Origin of the sequence: Acinetobacter qingfengensis, from assembly GCF_008693185.1 — a bacterium.
GTDB classification, from domain to species: domain Bacteria; phylum Pseudomonadota; class Gammaproteobacteria; order Pseudomonadales; family Moraxellaceae; genus Acinetobacter; species Acinetobacter qingfengensis.
This window is the reverse complement of the sequence record NZ_VXKN01000001.1, coordinates 314,085-332,156: the sequence shown is the minus strand read 5'-3', so window position 1 is coordinate 332,156 and position 18,072 is coordinate 314,085. Positions and strand designations below refer to the sequence as shown.

The 18,072-nt window shown below is 40.6% G+C and carries 14 protein-coding genes; 7 read left to right on the top strand and 7 right to left on the bottom strand.

Annotated features, from left to right (window positions below):
• The first annotated feature begins 108 nt into the window (after positions 1-108).
• The 7 genes from F4V57_RS01365 (at position 109) to prpF (ending at position 9,515) form a co-directional block, all read left to right on the top strand.
• Positions 109-2,124 (top strand): TonB-dependent copper receptor, encoded by a 2,016-nt coding sequence (locus F4V57_RS01365; RefSeq protein ID WP_070069913.1) that lies wholly within the window; start codon positions 109-111, stop codon positions 2,122-2,124.
• A gap of 84 nt (positions 2,125-2,208) precedes the next feature.
• Positions 2,209-2,487 carry a hypothetical protein gene (locus F4V57_RS01360; RefSeq protein ID WP_070069914.1) on the top strand — a complete coding sequence of 93 codons (279 nt, stop codon included), beginning with the start codon at positions 2,209-2,211 and terminating at the stop codon, positions 2,485-2,487.
• A gap of 321 nt (positions 2,488-2,808) precedes the next feature.
• Positions 2,809-3,495 carry a GntR family transcriptional regulator gene (locus F4V57_RS01355; RefSeq protein WP_070069915.1) on the top strand — a complete coding sequence of 229 codons (687 nt, stop codon included), beginning with the start codon at positions 2,809-2,811 and terminating at the stop codon, positions 3,493-3,495.
• A 3-nt stretch (positions 3,496-3,498) separates the two neighbouring features.
• Positions 3,499-4,383, top strand: coding sequence for a methylisocitrate lyase (prpB, locus tag F4V57_RS01350; RefSeq protein WP_070069916.1), 885 nt, complete (start codon positions 3,499-3,501; stop codon positions 4,381-4,383).
• A 76-nt stretch (positions 4,384-4,459) separates the two neighbouring features.
• Entirely contained in the window at positions 4,460-5,617 is a 1,158-nt protein-coding gene (prpC, locus tag F4V57_RS01345; RefSeq protein WP_070069917.1) for a bifunctional 2-methylcitrate synthase/citrate synthase, read from the top strand.
• Positions 5,617-8,214 (top strand): Fe/S-dependent 2-methylisocitrate dehydratase AcnD, encoded by a 2,598-nt coding sequence (gene acnD / locus F4V57_RS01340; protein WP_070069918.1) that lies wholly within the window; start codon positions 5,617-5,619, stop codon positions 8,212-8,214. The genes prpC and acnD overlap by 1 nt, the downstream gene beginning before the upstream one ends.
• Before the next feature lie 65 nt (positions 8,215-8,279).
• Positions 8,280-9,515, top strand: coding sequence for a 2-methylaconitate cis-trans isomerase PrpF (gene prpF / locus F4V57_RS01335; protein ID WP_070069919.1), 1,236 nt, complete (start codon positions 8,280-8,282; stop codon positions 9,513-9,515).
• A 78-nt stretch (positions 9,516-9,593) separates the two neighbouring features.
• Here the strand turns inward: prpF and F4V57_RS01330 are convergent, their stop codons facing one another.
• The 7 genes from F4V57_RS01330 to F4V57_RS01300 all read right to left on the bottom strand — a co-directional run bounded on the left by F4V57_RS01330 (position 9,594) and on the right by F4V57_RS01300 (position 18,050).
• Positions 9,594-10,898, bottom strand: a complete 1,305-nt coding sequence (locus F4V57_RS01330) for a hypothetical protein (RefSeq protein WP_070069975.1) — start codon at positions 10,896-10,898, stop codon at positions 9,594-9,596.
• A gap of 232 nt (positions 10,899-11,130) precedes the next feature.
• The gene (locus F4V57_RS01325; protein ID WP_070069920.1) at positions 11,131-12,501 is read right to left on the bottom strand and encodes a nucleobase:cation symporter-2 family protein; all 1,371 of its coding nucleotides are present in this window, start codon (positions 12,499-12,501) and stop codon (positions 11,131-11,133) included.
• Positions 12,502-12,549: 48 nt separating this feature from the next.
• Positions 12,550-12,885: a hydroxyisourate hydrolase gene (uraH, locus tag F4V57_RS01320; protein WP_070069921.1), complete on the bottom strand. Its 336-nt coding sequence runs from the start codon at positions 12,883-12,885 to the stop codon at positions 12,550-12,552.
• A complete protein-coding gene (gene uraD / locus F4V57_RS01315) occupies positions 12,882-13,385 on the bottom strand; it encodes a 2-oxo-4-hydroxy-4-carboxy-5-ureidoimidazoline decarboxylase (protein ID WP_070069922.1) in 504 nt (167 codons plus the stop codon). Before uraD ends, uraH begins: the two co-directional genes overlap by 4 nt.
• Positions 13,386-13,887: 502 nt before the next feature.
• Positions 13,888-15,207: an adenylosuccinate synthase gene (locus tag F4V57_RS01310; RefSeq protein ID WP_070069923.1), complete on the bottom strand. Its 1,320-nt coding sequence runs from the start codon at positions 15,205-15,207 to the stop codon at positions 13,888-13,890.
• A 66-nt stretch (positions 15,208-15,273) separates the two neighbouring features.
• Complete coding sequence (locus F4V57_RS01305; protein ID WP_070069924.1) at positions 15,274-16,440, bottom strand: ATP phosphoribosyltransferase regulatory subunit; 1,167 nt, start codon at positions 16,438-16,440, stop codon at positions 15,274-15,276.
• 179 nt (positions 16,441-16,619) lie between these two features.
• Positions 16,620-18,050 (bottom strand): M48 family metalloprotease, encoded by a 1,431-nt coding sequence (locus F4V57_RS01300; RefSeq protein WP_141729231.1) that lies wholly within the window; start codon positions 18,048-18,050, stop codon positions 16,620-16,622.
• Between the last annotated feature and the right edge of the window lie 22 nt (positions 18,051-18,072).

Sequence of the window (18,072 nt, the reverse complement as noted above, 5' to 3'; positions counted from 1 at the left end):
AACTTAGCATTAAAGCATCATTGTATTTTTTCATTCCATTGCTACAGGACGAAAAAATATCAATGTATATGCTCTATTTATTTAAATTTTTATATTTTGAGTATTACCATGAATTTTTATTTGAAAATCCAGCCGCTAAATGCTGCGCTGTGTAGCCTGTTATGGCTACAAGTTAGTCATGCTGCTGAATCTACTCAAGACACCGCCATACAATTGGCGCCGTTGGTGATCACGGCACAAACAGATCATGTAGTCAATGGCTTGATGATTGTAGCTGATCCTAAGCAACCAATTCAGCCGATTCCTGCTGCTGATGGTGCTGCTTATCTAAAAAGTATGATGGGATTTAATGCTGTTGCCAGCTCAGGAATAAATAGTGATGTAACTTTTCGAGGAATGTTTGGCTCCCGAATTAAAATGTTAACAGATGGTACGGAAAATCTGGGGGCATGTCCGTCACGTATGGATAATCCGGCCTCTTATATTTCACCTGAAAGCTATGACCAAATTACGGTGATTAAAGGCCCGCAAACCGTTCAATATGCAACGCCGGGTTCTGCGGCAACAGTGATGTTTGAACGTATCGCACCTAAATTTGAACAAGGCAAAATGTATCAGGGACAAGCTAGCATTGTCATGGGATCTTATGGTCGTCTAGATCAAAATATTGAAACTGCTCTTGGTAATGCAGAATTTTATACCAGATTAAATGCTAATCGTTCCCGTGCAAGTGATTATGAAGATGGCCAAGATCAACGTGTTCATTCAAGCTGGTTACGCTGGAACACAGATTTGGCATTCGGATGGACACCTGATGCAGATACATGGTTTGAACTTAAAGCGGGTGTGGCAGATGGTGAAGCTGCCTATGCCGGACGCAGCATGGATGGAACTCAGTTTAAACGCCAGAGTTTGGGTCTGCATTTGGAAAAAAGTAATTTAACCTCACATATCAAAAAATTACAGGCGCAAGTTGACTACAATGACAATGACCATGTCATGGACAATTATCAGTTAAGAGCTGCGCCTATTGTCACCATGATGGGAATGGCAATACCCAATGAAATGTCAATGCGTGTCACTCGGCAAACCTTAAATAGCCGTCTGGTGATGACCAGTGAATGGAACAAATGGCAAGTATTAACAGGTATTGATAGTCAACATAATCGTCATGGTGGTGATATGAAAAGTTCAGCCATGTCTACCATGAATCGTGACTATACAGAAGATGCTAAATTTCAAAGTTATGGTGCTTTTACCGAATTTAGTCATACATTTAACCCCGATAATAAACTGGTAAGCGGCATACGACTGGATCATGTCAAGGTTGATGACTTACAAACCCGTCAATCGCGTTCCGAAAATTTACCCAGCGCATTTATTCGGCTGGAAAATCAGACAGAAGATCGCCAAATTAAAAATTATATTGGTTTAGGTTATGTTGAACGTATGCCGGATTATTGGGAATTAATGCGTACTTCTAACCGAGCAACCACATTTAATCTATTAAAGCCTGAACAAACGCTGCAACTTGATCTTGGTCATGAAATTAAATCTGGACCTTGGAATAGTTGGGTATCTGCTTATACTGGCTGGATCAATAATTACATTCTCATTGATTATCAAAGTACTTCACAAAAATTCTCCCGTAATATCGATGCCTTGATTGCAGGTGCTGAAGCTGGTGTTGGCTATCAATTGAATGAACAAATTCATGCCGACATGAGTGCAATGTATGCATGGGGTGATAATCGTAGTGATCATACTGCCCTGCCACAAATTGCACCACTTGAAGGACGCTTTAATTTACGTTACCAACGTGATGATTTTTCTCTGGGTTTATTATGGCGCATGGTTGCTCAGCAAAATCGTGTCAGTCTAAATCAAGGAAATATTGTCGGTTATGATCTCAATAAAAGTGCAGGTTTTAGTATTATTTCCTTAAATGCTGCCTATAGCATTAATGCACATGTTGATGTTTCAATGGGTATTGATAATTTATTCGATAAAACCTACACCGAGCATTTAAACAAATTAGGTGATGCAGGTGCTGGAATGATTGCAACAGCACAATTTAACCAACCCGGACGTAATGTTTGGGCTAGGATCAATATGAAATTTTAAGCCGTTTTCTATTTGCGAATCATGAATATTCAGGCATGATTCCAATCAAATTTTTAATTACTTTTACTTTTTAGGACGAATAACATGACTGATGAAAATTCTACCTCAAAATCTATTTTTGGCTGGAAAGGTGTGTTAATTGCAACTGTGTGTGCCGCAGCATTTTTGGCTATTCTATACTTAGCCATCGGCAATGAACCTGATTACATGCCAAGCCAAAAAATGAAACAGCAAACGACGCAAAAACAAGAGCATTCAACTCATGCGGCAAGCCATGATATGAATATGTCCGCAGAAGAAATGCACATGTCTTCTGCTGAACATGCAATGATGACAGCCTCTCCTGCTTCACATGCACATTGACAATAATTTGGTGTGTAGTTATTAATTTTTGACAGCCTCTCATGCTTGAGAGGTTTTTGTTTTTTTTAGATCTTGTGCTATTCACTATTCTGTTTTTACTTTAAAAAATAATCTCTACGTCATACATTCAAATCTTTTATCAAATTTTAGTTTGAAGCATACATGCCAAAAAATAATCGTTTTCTAAGTATAACTTAAAGTTTAAACTTTAGTCGAATTTTGGTGATCTTTTAAAAAACTGTCTACAATATTTATTGTTATTTGCTTATTTTTGCATTATTTTAATCCATATTCAGCAATATTGTAGACAATAAGGAAAATATGACCATTCATCAAACTGGCCTCTTACAGGAGATGACACTTGCTGATCAAGTGTTTTATAAAATTCAGAATGCCATTATCAATGGTGATCTGGCTCCTGGAAGTAAAATTTCAGAACCTGAATTATCTCGCATTCACGGCATTAGTCGTGGCCCTTTGCGGGAAGCGATTCACCGTCTTGAAGGTCAAAAATTGGTTGAACGCACAGCCCATGTAGGAGCGCGAGTCGTATCTCTTTCACATCAACAATTGTCCGAACTTTATCAAATTCGGGAAAATCTGGAAGGATTGGCCTGTCGTCTAGCAGCACAACGAATTGATAAACAGCAGATTTTGGCATTAAGAGATGTATTGAAAAAACATGCTGAAGATAAAACATTTAAAGCCGGTGAAGGCTACTACAAACAAGAAGGTCAGGACGATTTTCATTATTGCATTATCAAAAATAGCGGTAATAAAACGCTGGAAAAAATGCTTTGTGATGAGTTGTATCACTTGATTCGTATGTATCGCATACAGTTTTCCAATACGCCTAATCGTCCGCCCAAAGCTTTAAATGAACATATTCGAATTTTGGATGCCATTGCCGATGGTGATGGTGAGCTGGCTGAGTTATTAATGCGTCGGCATATTGCACAGTCATATAAAAACATTGAACAACACTGGATGTCATCTCAAGGAGAATAAAGGATGTCAACATTATCCGCAGGTCAACGCTTTCGTGATGCGGTTGCCGCAGAACACCCTTTACAGGTCGTCGGTACAATTAATGCCAATCATGCACTTTTGGCAAAACGTGCTGGTTATAAAGCCATTTATTTGTCTGGTGGTGGCGTTGCCGCAGGTTCTTTGGGTTTACCTGATTTGGGCATCAGTAATCTGGATGATGTACTGACCGATGTACGTCGTATTACCGATGTATGTGATGTCCCTTTACTGGTGGATGCGGATACCGGATTTGGTGCATCGGCATTTAATATCGCACGTACCACCAAATCTTTGATTAAGTTTGGCGCAGCTGCCATGCATATTGAAGATCAGGTCGGTGCAAAACGCTGTGGTCATCGTCCAAATAAAGCCATTGTGTCAACACAGGAAATGGTCGATCGGATTAAGGCGGCTGTTGATGCCCGTGCTGATGATCGATTTGTGGTGATGGCACGTACCGATGCACTGGCAGTCGAAGGTTTACAGGCAGCAATTGATCGTGCGGGTGCATACGTGGAAGCGGGTGCGGATATGCTATTTCCCGAAGCGATTACCGAGCTTGCGATGTATCGTCAATTTGCGCAGGCGACGCATGTACCGATTCTCGCCAATATCACCGAGTTTGGTTCAACGCCACTCTTTACTACAGAGGAATTGGCTTCTGCTGATGTCAGTTTGGCACTTTATCCATTGTCGGCATTTCGTGCCATGAATAAAGCTGCGGAAAATGTCTATCAGGTATTACGTCGTGATGGTACACAAAAAAATGTGGTGGATAGCATGCAAACCCGTCAGGAATTGTATGAGCGCATTAATTATCATCAATTTGAACAGCATCTGGATGCATTGTTTAATCAGACCAAGTAGCAGATTTGGATTTAAAAATTGTATGACATGAGGTCATCAAAGATAAATTTACCCATCAGGAAGAAAGGAAAAAATTATGAGTCAGTTAGAACAGGTTGCAGGATTTAAACCGAAAAAATCAGTCGCACTCAGTGGTCAGGTTGCAGGCTCTACTGCATTATGTACAGTAGGACGCAGTGGTAATGACCTACATTATCGTGGTTATGATATTTTAGATTTGGCTGTCAACTGTGAATTTGAAGAAGTTGCTTATTTACTGGTGCATGGCAAATTGCCGACCAGTTCAGAACTTAAAGCCTATAAAGCCAAACTCAAAGGTTTACGTGGTTTGCCGGCAGCATTAAAAACTGCTTTGGAACAGTTACCGCCATTATCACACCCGATGGATGTGATGCGTACCGGTGTATCGGTTTTAGGCTGTCTAAGACCAGAAGCTGAAGAACGCAGCTATGCCGCAGCACGGGATATTGCCGATAAACTGATGGCATCACTTGGTTCAATGTTGTTGTATTGGTATCACTTTAGCCATAACGGCAAGCGTATCGATGTCGAAACCGATGATGACTCGATTGGTGCGCATTTTCTACATTTATTGCATGGCGAAAAACCCAATGAGCAATGGATTCAGGCTATGCATACTTCCTTGATTTTGTATGCAGAACATGAATTTAATGCCTCAACCTTTACTTCCCGTGTGATTGCCGGAACAGGTTCGGACATGTATTCCTGTATTGCCGGTGCGATTGGTGCACTACGTGGTCCCAAGCATGGCGGTGCCAATGAAGTGGCATTTGTAATTCAGCAGCGTTATGGCAATCCAGATGAAGCCGAAGCAGATATTCGTCGTCGGGTGGAAAATAAAGAAGTGGTGATTGGTTTTGGCCACCCTGTCTATACCATTGCCGATCCACGTAATGATGTAATTAAAAAAGTGGCGTTTGATCTGGCCGAAGCACACAACAATAAAAAAATGTATCGCATTGCCGAACGATTGGAAACGGTCATGAAAGAGGCCAAAAACATGTTTCCAAATTTGGACTGGTTTAGTGCAGTGAGCTATCACTTGATGGGCGTACCGACAGAAATGTTTACGCCTTTATTTGTGATTGCACGTACCGCAGGTTGGTCGGCACATGTGCTGGAGCAGCGTCAGGACGGTAAGATTATTCGTCCAAGTGCAGATTATACCGGTCCGGAAAACCTAGAATTTATTGCTATTGCAGAGCGTGATTAATGAACACCCAGTATAGAAAAAACTTGCCAGGTACGTCATTGGATTATTTTGATGTTCAGCAGGCAGTTGAAGATATTCAGGCAGGGTCATATCAAACTTTGCCCTATACCTCAAAAGTTCTGGCCGAACAATTGGTGCGTAAAGCGGATAGTGACAACCTGAGCGATTATTTAAAACAATTGATTGAACGTCGGCAGGATATGGATTTTCCATGGTATCCGGCACGTGTGGTCTGTCATGATATTTTGGGACAAACTGCTTTGGTTGATTTGGCCGGTTTACGTGATGCGATTGCCGATCAAGGCGGTGATCCGTCCAAAGTCAATCCGGTGGTACCGACACAATTGATTGTCGACCATTCGCTGGCAGTTGAATATGGCGGGTTTGATCCGGATGCATTTGTCAAAAACCGTGCGGTTGAAGATCGTCGCAATGAAGACCGCTTTCACTTTATCGAATGGACCAAAACCGCATTTAAAAATGTTGATGTGATTCCGGCAGGTAACGGCATTATGCACCAGATCAATCTGGAAAAAATGTCGCCTGTCATTCAAAATCGTGAGGGCGTGGCATTTCCTGATACCTGTGTGGGAACCGATTCACACACACCACATACCGATGCATTAGGCGTGATTTCTGTTGGTGTTGGTGGGCTAGAAGCAGAAAATGTCATGTTGGGTCGAGCCTCATGGATGCGTCTACCGGATATTATTGGTGTGGAATTGCAAGGACAACGTCAGGCTGGCATTACTGCAACCGATATTGTTTTGGCCTTAACCGAATTCTTGCGTAAAGAACGTGTGGTCGGTGCTTATCTGGAATTTTTTGGTGAAGGTGCCGATACCATGTCGATTGGCGATCGTGCCACAATTTCCAATATGACTCCGGAATATGGTGCAACTGCGGCCATGTTCTATATCGATCAAAATACCCTTGATTATCTGACTTTAACTGGTCGTGAAGTAGAACAGGTGAAATTGGTTGAACAATATGCCAAGCAAATTGGTCTTTGGGCAAGTGATATGACACAGGCGGTCTATCCTCGTGTTTTACAATTTGACCTATCCAAAGTCACGCGAAACATTGCTGGACCTTCCAATCCACATGCCCGTGTTTCCACGGCTGATCTGAAAGAAAAAGGGATTGCTGGTGTAGTCGAAAACCGTAGCGACGGATTAATGCCTGATGGTGCGATTATCATTGCAGCGATTACCTCATGTACCAATACCTCAAACCCACGCAATACCGTAGCCGCAGGCCTATTGGCACGTAAAGCCAATGCGCTTGGACTGCTGCGTAAACCCTGGGTAAAATCCTCCTTTGCACCGGGTTCCAAAGCAGCCGCATTGTATTTGGAAGAAGCAGGCGTACTTAACGATCTGGAAAAATTGGGTTTTGGGATTGTCGCCTATGCTTGTACCACCTGTAACGGTATGTCGGGCGCACTTGATCCTGTGATCCAGCAAGAAATTATTGATCGTGACCTCTATGCCACTGCGGTACTGTCAGGCAACCGTAACTTTGACGGACGTATCCACCCCTATGCCAAACAGGCATTTTTGGCTTCACCGCCGTTGGTTGTAGCCTATGCCATTGCAGGAACAATCCGTTTTGACATCGAAAAAGATGCTTTAGGCACGGATCAACAGGGCAATCCAGTTTATCTGAAAGACATCTGGCCATCTGATGAAGAAATTGATGCTTTGGTTAAACAATCGGTAAAACCTGAACAATTCCGTAAAGTCTATATTCCGATGTTTGATCTGGGTGAATTTGAACAGGCTGAAAGTCCACTGTATGACTGGCGTCCGCAAAGCACCTATATTCGTCGTCCACCCTATTGGGAAGGCGCACTGGCTGCACCACGTACTTTAACCGGAATGCGTCCATTGGCAATTTTGCCTGATAATATTACTACCGATCATTTATCACCGTCCAATGCCATTGTGCTTAACAGTGCCGCAGGCGAATATCTTGCCAAAATGGGCGTGCCGGAAGAAGATTTTAACTCTTATGCTACCCATCGGGGCGACCACTTGACTGCACAACGTGCGACACTGGCCAATCCCAAAACATTTAATGAAATGGTGTTAAATGCTGATGGTACGGTAAAGCAAGGTTCTCTGGCACGGGTTGAACCAGAAGGTCAAGTGTTGCGTATGTGGGAAGCGATTGAAACCTATATGAACCGCAAACAGCCATTAATTATCATTGCCGGTGCGGATTATGGACAAGGTTCCAGCCGTGATTGGGCAGCCAAAGGCGTACGTCTGGCTGGGGTGGAAGTCATTGTGGCCGAAGGGTTTGAGCGGATTCACCGTACCAATCTAATTGGTATGGGAGTATTGCCGTTACAGTTTAAACCCGGTACCACGCGTAAAACTCTGCAACTTGATGGCACAGAAACTTATGATGTCAAAGGTGAACTGTCACCACGTAATGATCTCATTTTAGTGATTCATCGTACCAATGGCGAAGTGGTTGAAGTGCCAGTGACCAGTCGTCTGGATACCCTTGAGGAAGTGTCGGTCTATGAAGCAGGCGGTGTATTACAACGCTTTGCACAAGACTTTTTGCAGAATCAAAATGCCGCCTAAACCAAGTGATGCAAATTCATACCATATTTGCATCATTTATTTATTGCGTTTTCATGGAGTGAATTATGTCATTTTCACCACAAATTAAAATTGCTGCAACTTATATGCGAGGCGGTACATCCAAAGGCATATTTTTTAAACTAGATGATCTACCTAAAGCCGCTCAGGTTGCAGGTGAAATACGAGATCAAATATTATTGCGTGTTATGGGTAGCCCTGATCCATATCAAAAACAAATTGATGGTATGGGTGGCGCTTCATCAAGTACCTCCAAAACAGTCATTATTTCAAAAAGCACACAACCTGATCATGATGTTGATTATTTATTTGGGCAAGTTTCAATAGATCAGGCGTTTGTAGACTGGAGTGGTAATTGTGGAAATCTTACTGCTGCTGTAGGCGCTTTTGCGATTAACAATCATTTGATTGATGCACACCGCATTCCACAAAATGGATGCTGTACAGTGAGAATCTGGCAAAAAAATATTGCAAAAACCATTGTCGCCCATATTCCGATATGTAATGGACAAGTACAAGAAACCGGTGACTTTGAGCTGGATGGCGTGACTTTTCCAACAGCGGAAATTGCAATTGAATTTCTGGATCCTGCTGCTGCCGATCAAGATGGTTCCACCTTGTTTCCGACCGGGAATGTAATCGATACCTTGGACATACCGGATGTTGGTAATTTACAAGTCACGTTAATTAATGTAGGAATTCCTACAATTTTTCTTAACGCTGAGGATCTGGATTATCAAGGTACCGAATCACAGGAGGAAATCAATCAGGATTTAAACGCCCTTGCCCGTTTTGAACTTATTCGTGCGCATGCGGCTTTAAAAATGGGCTTAATCCAGCACCTTGATCAAGCAAAAAATCGTCAACACACCCCTAAAATTGCATTTGTTTCACCATCAAAAACCTATGTTTCATCTAGCGGTAAAACCATTAAAGCAGAACATATTGACCTATTGGTTCGGGCATTGTCTATGGGTAAACTACATCATGCCATGATGGGAACTGCGGCTGTAGCCATCGGAACTGCTGCCGCGATTCCGGGCACATTAGTTAATCTTGCTGCGGGTGGTCAACCACGTACAATTGTTCATTTCGGGCATCCATCAGGAACCCTAAAAGTCGGTGCCGAAGCTATACAAAATGCTCAAGGACAATGGCAAGTTAAAAAAGTCATGATGAGTCGCAGTGCCAGAATCCTGATGGAAGGTTGGGTAAGAATTCCTTTTGAAGATGTAGGTCTATTGGGGGTAAATCATAACGACAATTTAAACGAGCTACATTAGAACTGTTAATTTGTTTTTTATCAGCCTCAAATCATGAAAGATTGAGGCTGATAAAACAAATCAAATGATAGAACGTTATTAAAACTTATAACTTAAACTTAAACGATTTTGCCAGAAATTTTTGTCATAGCGTGGAGATGTTTGTACACCCACGAAATTACTTAGACTGAGGCCTTGCAACTTTCCACCAAAGTTATAAATTCCATACAGTAAATATTCAGATTGGTTCCGGCTTTTTAATAGATCACTGTCTTTTAAATCCATAAATGAATATCTTGCGCCCAGAATGGTTTGATCATTCCATTTTCCATCAATTGCAGCCATGAAGGCATTACCCGCACCTAAATCCTGCGTACTGGTAAAAAATGGCTGAGCAAAGATCGGGCCAGAAGATGTGTTATATGAATAAGGTGTTAACAATGCTCCATTTTTATATACATTTTTTTCAGGCTTGATGTAATCATAAGCCAATTTTAAATTTAAACTCGGTTTAAGTTTTAGACTAACCTGTGCTCCAATCACCTGACTATCTACCTGACCAGCATAGGCTTTACCCTGATCTTGTCCCGATAAATATTGCAATGCAATTTCTGGTTTATAATGATGTTGTGGAAATAATACACTCCCCTCTGCATAAAACAAATCGGTCAAATCTTCATAACGCTGAAACCACATCTGTCCTTTTAATTGCGTATTTACATTTAGAGCATAACTTTTTCCTACGCCAATTGCCCACATACCATCTGTTTCAATGGTCGAACTTTGGCGAGAAGTTTTGGTAAATTCATCAGCCGCAAAGCTTTTAAATTTATTGACTTTAGTCAAACGTAGAAAATCGGTTTGATTTCCCAATTGAAAATCAGCCGCTTGATACAATGCCTGCAAAACACGCCAATCTGCATAATCGCCTACAAACGGTAAATTTAAACGCTGGTTACCAATTGTTACTCGTGCAACATCATTTTTCCATGTTACATAAGCTTCGGCCAGACCATCACGATCTTCCTTAAACTCGCTCACTTCGGCATGTGTACCTTTATCATCCAGACGACGCTGTAAGTCATAGCCGACTGCAAGCTGGACACCGTAATAAGGTGCTGTCTCATATTTGACATATCCTCCAGCAACCGCAGTATCCTGAGTTAAATCATTCACAAAATAAGCATTATTTAATGAATAATAAGCAGTTTTGACAGCACCATGTACACTACCACAGGCAAACATTGCACCAATACGATCAACTGAATTTTCTGTGATTGTACAATTCTGTTGTAAATTAAACAGATGGTTTAAAGAGGTGTCCTTAGCCCATGCAGAGTGGCTGGCCCCATATAACATTCCGATTAAAGCAATATTAAATGCAGAATATGCAAGTTTTTTCATAAATAAATCATCCATAATTTTAGGCATTGCTTTCAGATAATTTAAATGCCTAAAAGTATTTTAACCTTATGAATATGCATCTTTTTTATCAAAGATACAGTTCATTACCAAAGATTTATATTATTTTTCCAGCAAATTGTGGACAAAATAATCCCCAACCTATCCATCATCTGAATAGGCAGAAAAATAGACAAATAATTCAGGTCAAATTGTTGAGAATTTCCAATAATGACTAGTGACCAGCAGATGATGTAGATGACACATTCATCCCTGTTTTTCTATTTAACCATGATAAATTAAACAGAACATTGAGTAAAATTGCTGTAATACAAGCTGAACTAATACCAGAATGTAATAGAGTTTTTACCCAAACCGGGAATTGAGCATAAAATTCAGCATTTACAACTGGAATCATACCAATGGCCAATGATGTAGCAACAATAATTAGATTTTTATGCTCGTCATAATTCACTTTAGATAAGGTACGAATACCGCTGGCAGTTACTGTTCCAAATAAAACAATACCAGCTCCACCCAATACTGGCATTGGAATTGAGGCAACAAATCGCCCAACCAGTGGTAATAAACCAAGAAGCACTAAAATCCCCCCTGCTGTTGCTACAACAAAACGGCTTTTGACTCCAGTAATTGCCACCAAGCCCACATTTTGTGCAAATGCACTTTGCATAAAAGAACCAAAAATCGGCGAAACTGCACTGGATAGCATATCTGCCCGTAAACCATTACCAATACGTTTGGAATCAACTTTTGTACCAACGATTTCACCAATGGCAATTAAATCAGCAGTTGTTTCTGTCATAATCACCAACGTGACAATCAACATGGCAATAATTGCAGTAAGATCAAATACTGGCGCACCAAAATGAAATAAACTTGGAAATGCCATCACAGGCCCTTGCATAACTTTGGAAAAATCCGTAAATCCAAAAATTGCAGCGATAAGTGTTCCCAGAATAATTGCAAACAGAATGGCCAGACGACGAAGTAAATGATTACGCATCATGCTAAAAAACAACACAATAATTAGTGTGACAGCAGCTAATCCAACATTTTCTGGAGAACCCCAATTTTCAGCTTTTGGGTTACCTCCCATAATCCAGCGAATTGCTACAGGTGTTAAAGAAATTCCAATCATGGTAATCACACATCCAGTGACTACAGGTGGAAAAAAGTGAATAATTTTTGAAAAAAAAGGCGTAAGAAGTAAACCAATGACAGATGCAGCAATAACTGCACCATAAACCACTGGTAACCCGCCTCCAGTATTGACAATCGCCAGCATCGTTGCAACACCAGCAAATGAAACCCCCTGCACAATTGGCAATTTTGCACCAAAATGCTTAAATCCTAAAGTTTGTAATAATGTTGCTAATCCACCGACAAATAATGCAGCAGCAATCAACATACCAATTTCTGCTGGAGATAACCCTGCTGCTGCCCCGATAATCAATGGCGGTGCAATAATTCCTCCATACATTGTTAGCACGTGCTGTAAACCATAGGCTACATTTTTACTCACACCAAGATTTTCATGTTCAGGTGAAACGCCAGTTTCTAAATCAAGAATTTTTTCATTGCTCATTACTTTATCCCCTAACAGCCAAAAAGCTGTTTTTAATATTTTGGCATCTTAGCTACCACGATAAGTGGAATAGGAAAATGGACTGATTAAAAGTGGTACGTGATAATGCTGAGCTATATCTTTTACCGTAAAATCAATGGTCACTTTGGGATAAAAACAATCCCGCTGCGTCACAGAAAAATAAGAAGCAATCTCAAAGACCAACTGATAATCTCCTACTGTTAGTGAAGGAATTTTAAAATCCTTGATACGACCATCAACATCTGTAAGTTTTTGATCGACTAAAACATATTGATTCTGTTGAAACTGCAATAATTTCACTGCAACATTTATTGCAGGGCGACCCAATGCGGCATCCAGAATATGCGTTGTAATGCCACTCATGCGATAATCTCCTGTTTTAAGCGTAATACTGCGATTTCAGCCAATTGCTGTATCACTTCAAGATGTTCAGCTTCATCTGAATTTTTTAAACGGCGATGTAATTCAGATAAAATTTCTTCTGTACTACGTCCTGCTGCACGAATTAAAAAAATAAATCCAAATTGATCTTCATAGGTCTGATTACCATCCAGCAATAACTGTGCTGTGGTATTGCTTAGTTCCAGCTTGCCTTGTTCCTGTGCAGAAAAGTTTTGCTCTTTTTGCGATAGTTCTTGTGCTGCTTTTTTTTGCCCAATGCGTGGATGTTGCGCCAATGCTGTATAAACCTCCGACCATTGCCATTGCTTAGTGTGATACTGAGCAGATTGGTATAAGGCATCAATCGATTGAAAAGGACGTTGTGCCACCAAAAAATTAACCCATGAAGCAATATGTACACAATTTTTGAGTATGCTCTTTGCTTCTTGTTCAGGAATTTGATTAAACGCTTGCAAATGCATGTTTACTCCAGCATTTATTAAATATCAGACAGGTCAGACCAGTTGCTGATTAATAAAGCAATAGTTATGCCATTTAAGCTTTTTAATCGACAACAAGAATGATGATGAAAAATTTAGTCATTGTTTTTTATATATTTTATAGAATAATATTGAAAGAATAAAATTTTCTTAGTCAAGAACTAAAAACAAGATATTAATTAAAAATGTTGTTTTTTGGTGCATTATTCTAGATACAAATACTTTACCATACCATTGCTTCATCATGTTGCCTGAATATTACATAGAATAAATTATGCTAATGTTTTGATAAGCGCTCATTTAAAAATAATGATATATAAGTTTATTTTGTTATAGACAAAATAAACGCATATTATTGAATGCACCAAAATAATCATATAAAAATGAAATAATATGATCTTTTAATTTTTCTACTTTAAATCCACGTAGAAAAAAACCGAATATTGTGACTAATATTCGGTTTCTTAAAACGATTGTTTAATAATTAGCTATTAAAAGGATGTCTTAAAATAATGGTTTCAGCACGATCAGGACCTGTTGACACGATATCTACCGGACAACCAACCAATTCTTCAATACGTTTGATGTAAGCCAATGCATTCGCTGGCAGTTGGCTCATCTCAGTTAAGCCAAAAGTTGATTCAGTCCAACCCGGTAATGTTTCGTAAACAGGTTTAAGATGTTCAAAAGATACTGCATCAGATGAACCGACACAGCCGGAATCTGCATCGTCATAGGCAACACAAATTTTAATTTCTTTTAAACCATCAAGAACATCTAATTTAGTCAAACAAATTCCTGACAGGGAATTCACTTCAACTGAACGACGTAAAATGACTGAATCAAACCAGCCACAACGGCGTTGACGGCCTGTAGAAGCACCAAATTCACTGCCGACAGTACCCAAATGGCGACCAATCTCATCACCTTCACCAGTTGCAGCATCATAAACCAATTCTGTTGGAAATGGCCCACTACCCACTCGAGTTGTATAGGCTTTGGTAATTCCCAAAACATAATCAAGATGCAATGGCCCCATACCAGAACCTGAACTTACACCACCAGCAGTCGTATTTGAACTGGTAACATAAGGATATGTACCATGATCCACATCCAGTAAAGAACCTTGTGCACCTTCAAACATTACTGCTTTGCCATCTTTACGATATTCATGCAAGGTTTCTGTCACATCAATAACAAGTGGCTCAATAACTTTACGCCATTCGTCCATTAACGCGAGAACTTCATTTACATCAATGGCATCAACAGCAAAATATTGTGTTAATTGAAAATTATGATATTCAAGTAATTCTTCTAATTGCGCTTTTAAAGCATCACCACCACGAACCAAATCGGCAACTCGAATCGCACGGCGCGCAACTTTATCTTCATACGCAGGACCGATACCACGACCCGTTGTACCAATTTTTGAGTTACCACGTTTCTTTTCACGTGCTTGATCCAATGCAATATGATGTGGCAGGATCAATGGACAATTTGGAGAAATACGAAGACGTTCTTTAACTGGAACACCTTCTTTTTCAAGAATGTCCATTTCTTTGATCAATGCTTCCGGTGAAAGAACAACACCATTCCCGATTAAGCATAATACGTTATCACGTAAAATACCTGATGGAATGAGGTGTAATACCGTTTTTTTACCACCTACAACTAGAGTATGTCCTGCATTATGTCCACCTTGATAGCGAACTACTGCAGCCGCTTGGTCTGTGAGCAGGTCAACGATTTTACCTTTACCTTCGTCGCCCCATTGGGTACCAAGTACCACAACATTTTTGCCCATAATCGCCTCATTACATCTGATATAAAAAATGAATGATCAATGCTGACTTATATCAGCACGCCGCTTTTAAATCTTTTCGACTTTCCAGCCTTGTTCTGTGTATCGCAATTGATGTGTCGCCTGAGGTACAGACGTCAGTTGATCTTCGCCCAACAACTGAATCACATGATGTCCTTGTTCACGCAAGGTCGAAATCTCAGTTTGTAATTGCTGCTCACGCCCTGCTGGAGCCACAATCAATTCCACATCTTTATACTGATCAGCAACCAGTTTATATAAATCGCAACTAAAACCAGTCGCTGGACGTGCTCGACCAAAATGCTCACCGATACCATCATAACGACCACCTTGAGCCAATGGCATCGCATGATTTGGTGCATATACGGCAAACATCAGACCGGTATGATAGTGATAACTGCGCAGCTCTACCACATCAATACCGACCTGAACTTGTGGCCAACGTATTTGTATTTGTGCAATTGCTGTTTGCAGACTATCTAATGCGTAATTAAAATCTGCATCCTGTAAAGTCTGTGGTGACAGTGCTGTAATAAGTGACTGTAAATCACCAGACAAACGTCCAAGCTCATAAAAGTCTGCGCCAAAAGCAAGTTGTGCAGTATAATCTTTCAATTCCGGCAAAGCTTTGCGCTGATACAAATCTGATAGAGCCAGCTCCTGATCCTTACTCAATCCGGCCAGTTTTACTAGACTTCTAAACAAGCCGACATGCCCAAGATCAAGGTGCAAACCTTGCTGATATCCTGCAACTGCAAGCACACCCAACATGGTATCGATCATTTCCAGATCGGCATCCAGACTGTCATGACCATAAAGCTCGGCACCCAATTGTAATGGTGCCCGGGAAGCCGTCAGCCCTTGTGGTTTGGTATGCAAAATAGTGCCTGCGTAGCAATAACGTGCAACGCCTGCAATTGGACGCACATGTGCATCAATACGTGCAACTTGTGGTGTCATATCAGCACGAACACCCAATAAACGGCCGGAAATCTGATCAATAATTTTAAATGTGACCAAATCCAGATCGTGATTAAGTGCGCTGAGTGAAGAAAGAGATTCTAAATATTCAATAAATGGTGTGTAGACTAACTGATAACCACGCTGTGCAAGGAAATCTAAGGCTTGACGGCGTAAACGCTCAATGATCTGAGCCTGTTCTGGAAGAACATCTGCTACGCCATCAGGCAACAACCATGTCTCTGAAATGGGCATGTGGTAAAACCTAAAAAAATCAGTTTAGACAAACAATCCGCATAAAAAAATCGGGCAATACCCGAATTGCAGCCTATCTTAGCATGTTCTACGTATAGATGCACACCTGATCTTGGCAGATTAGGATTTTTCGGCCAATTAACATTATTTTTTGATAATTTTCATAAACTTAAATACAATTAACTGTCTAAATCATGTGCATCTTGCATTTGTGCAACGCGCTGATCTATTCTGGCTTTTAATGCAGGTTGATCTTTTGCTAAACGCTGTGCTTGCAACAAACTTTTAATTGCATTCACTTCCTGCCCATTCCAAAATTGCACTTCTGCCCGATATCGTAAAACATTAATTTCACGAATGATGCCAGTTTGCAAATTGGCTGCACGTTGCAATAACTGCCAAACCATTACATCTCTTGGAAATCGAGTCGATAAAGGATTTAAAATCTGATTGGCCTGCTCAGGTTGATTCTTTAAAATGTAAATTTCTGCAACCTGCATCGCTAATGCCTTATTTTCAGGTGCAATTTGATAATCCGAAAAGATTTCTACAAGTGCCTGATCAAATTGATTTTGACTTTTATACCAGTCCGACCAAATAAGATGATATAAATTTTTTTGTACCTCACTCGGTTGTATTTTATCCAGTATTTTTTTTGCCTGTTGATACTGCGCTTGCTGAATATGGTAACTTGCCAATGCCAAAGCTGCTGCTGAATTGTTTTGGGCTGCGATATTTAATTGCGTCAAATTTGGATTAGATGAAGAAATCAGGGTACGCCATTTAATTAACTCAAAACGTTGTTGACGAGCATAATCTGGCTTGGAATTAAAATTAAATTGCCGAGCACGTAATCTGGCTTCACTCATTCTAGAAGTGGTCAGTGGATGGGTTAACCAGAATTCCGGTAAATAACTTAACTGTGTCGAAGAACGTTGCATAACCTCAAAAAAATCCGCCATACTATTCGGATCATAACCAGCCAATACCATATATTGCATACCAATACGGTCTGCTTCACGTTCCTGATCACGGCTATAAGATAATCGCTTACCAATCATTGCAGCCTGAGATCCCATCATTACGGCTGCGCCCGCATCAGCAGATTGAGTCGCCACTGCAAGCCCCGCAAGTAAGCCCACCAATGCCAGAATACCTTGCCCCTTTATTGACTCCATACTTCTACTGTAATGACGTTGTGACACATGCGCAATCTCATGCGCCATAACACCAGCCAGTTGGTCAATATTTTTTGCAGAAACAATTGTACCGGCATTGATTGCAAATAATCCTCCAGGAACAGCAAAAGCATTTATTTGTAAATCTTTAATCAATACAACGGCAATGGGTTGCCCCAATCCCGTTTGTGCGTATATACCAGAAAAAATTTGCTGAATTTCGGTTTCCAGCCAAGGATCTTGTATCGTGGCTAACTGTAAACGAACTTCTCTTAAAACTTTTTCACCAATTTCTTTTTCTTGTTGCTGACTGATGAGTCCTTGCGATGAACCCAAAACAGGGACATCCAGATAAGGATTTTTTTGTGCCGGAATATTTGACCAATCTATATTCAAAGGCTGTTCAGCCCTAATAAGCTGCGTACCAGACATCAGGCATGTCATTATCAATATA

Bases quoted from the DNA above. Each gene is read 5' to 3' on its own strand.
- F4V57_RS01365 (WP_070069913.1), top strand. From the start codon at position 109: ATGAATTTTTATTTGAAAATCCAGCCGCTAAATGCTGCGCTGTGTAGC.
- F4V57_RS01360 (WP_070069914.1), top strand. From the start codon at position 2,209: ATGACTGATGAAAATTCTACCTCAAAATCTATTTTTGGCTGGAAAGGT.
- F4V57_RS01355 (WP_070069915.1), top strand. From the start codon at position 2,809: ATGACCATTCATCAAACTGGCCTCTTACAGGAGATGACACTTGCTGAT.
- prpB (WP_070069916.1), top strand. From the start codon at position 3,499: ATGTCAACATTATCCGCAGGTCAACGCTTTCGTGATGCGGTTGCCGCA.
- prpC (WP_070069917.1), top strand. From the start codon at position 4,460: ATGAGTCAGTTAGAACAGGTTGCAGGATTTAAACCGAAAAAATCAGTC.
- acnD (WP_070069918.1), top strand. From the start codon at position 5,617: ATGAACACCCAGTATAGAAAAAACTTGCCAGGTACGTCATTGGATTAT.
- prpF (WP_070069919.1), top strand. From the start codon at position 8,280: ATGTCATTTTCACCACAAATTAAAATTGCTGCAACTTATATGCGAGGC.
- F4V57_RS01330 (WP_070069975.1), bottom strand. From the start codon at position 10,898: ATGAAAAAACTTGCATATTCTGCATTTAATATTGCTTTAATCGGAATG.
- F4V57_RS01325 (WP_070069920.1), bottom strand. From the start codon at position 12,501: ATGAGCAATGAAAAAATTCTTGATTTAGAAACTGGCGTTTCACCTGAA.
- uraH (WP_070069921.1), bottom strand. From the start codon at position 12,885: ATGAGTGGCATTACAACGCATATTCTGGATGCCGCATTGGGTCGCCCT.
- uraD (WP_070069922.1), bottom strand. From the start codon at position 13,385: ATGCATTTGCAAGCGTTTAATCAAATTCCTGAACAAGAAGCAAAGAGC.
- F4V57_RS01310 (WP_070069923.1), bottom strand. From the start codon at position 15,207: ATGGGCAAAAATGTTGTGGTACTTGGTACCCAATGGGGCGACGAAGGT.
- F4V57_RS01305 (WP_070069924.1), bottom strand. From the start codon at position 16,440: ATGCCCATTTCAGAGACATGGTTGTTGCCTGATGGCGTAGCAGATGTT.
- F4V57_RS01300 (WP_141729231.1), bottom strand. From the start codon at position 18,050: ATGTCTGGTACGCAGCTTATTAGGGCTGAACAGCCTTTGAATATAGAT.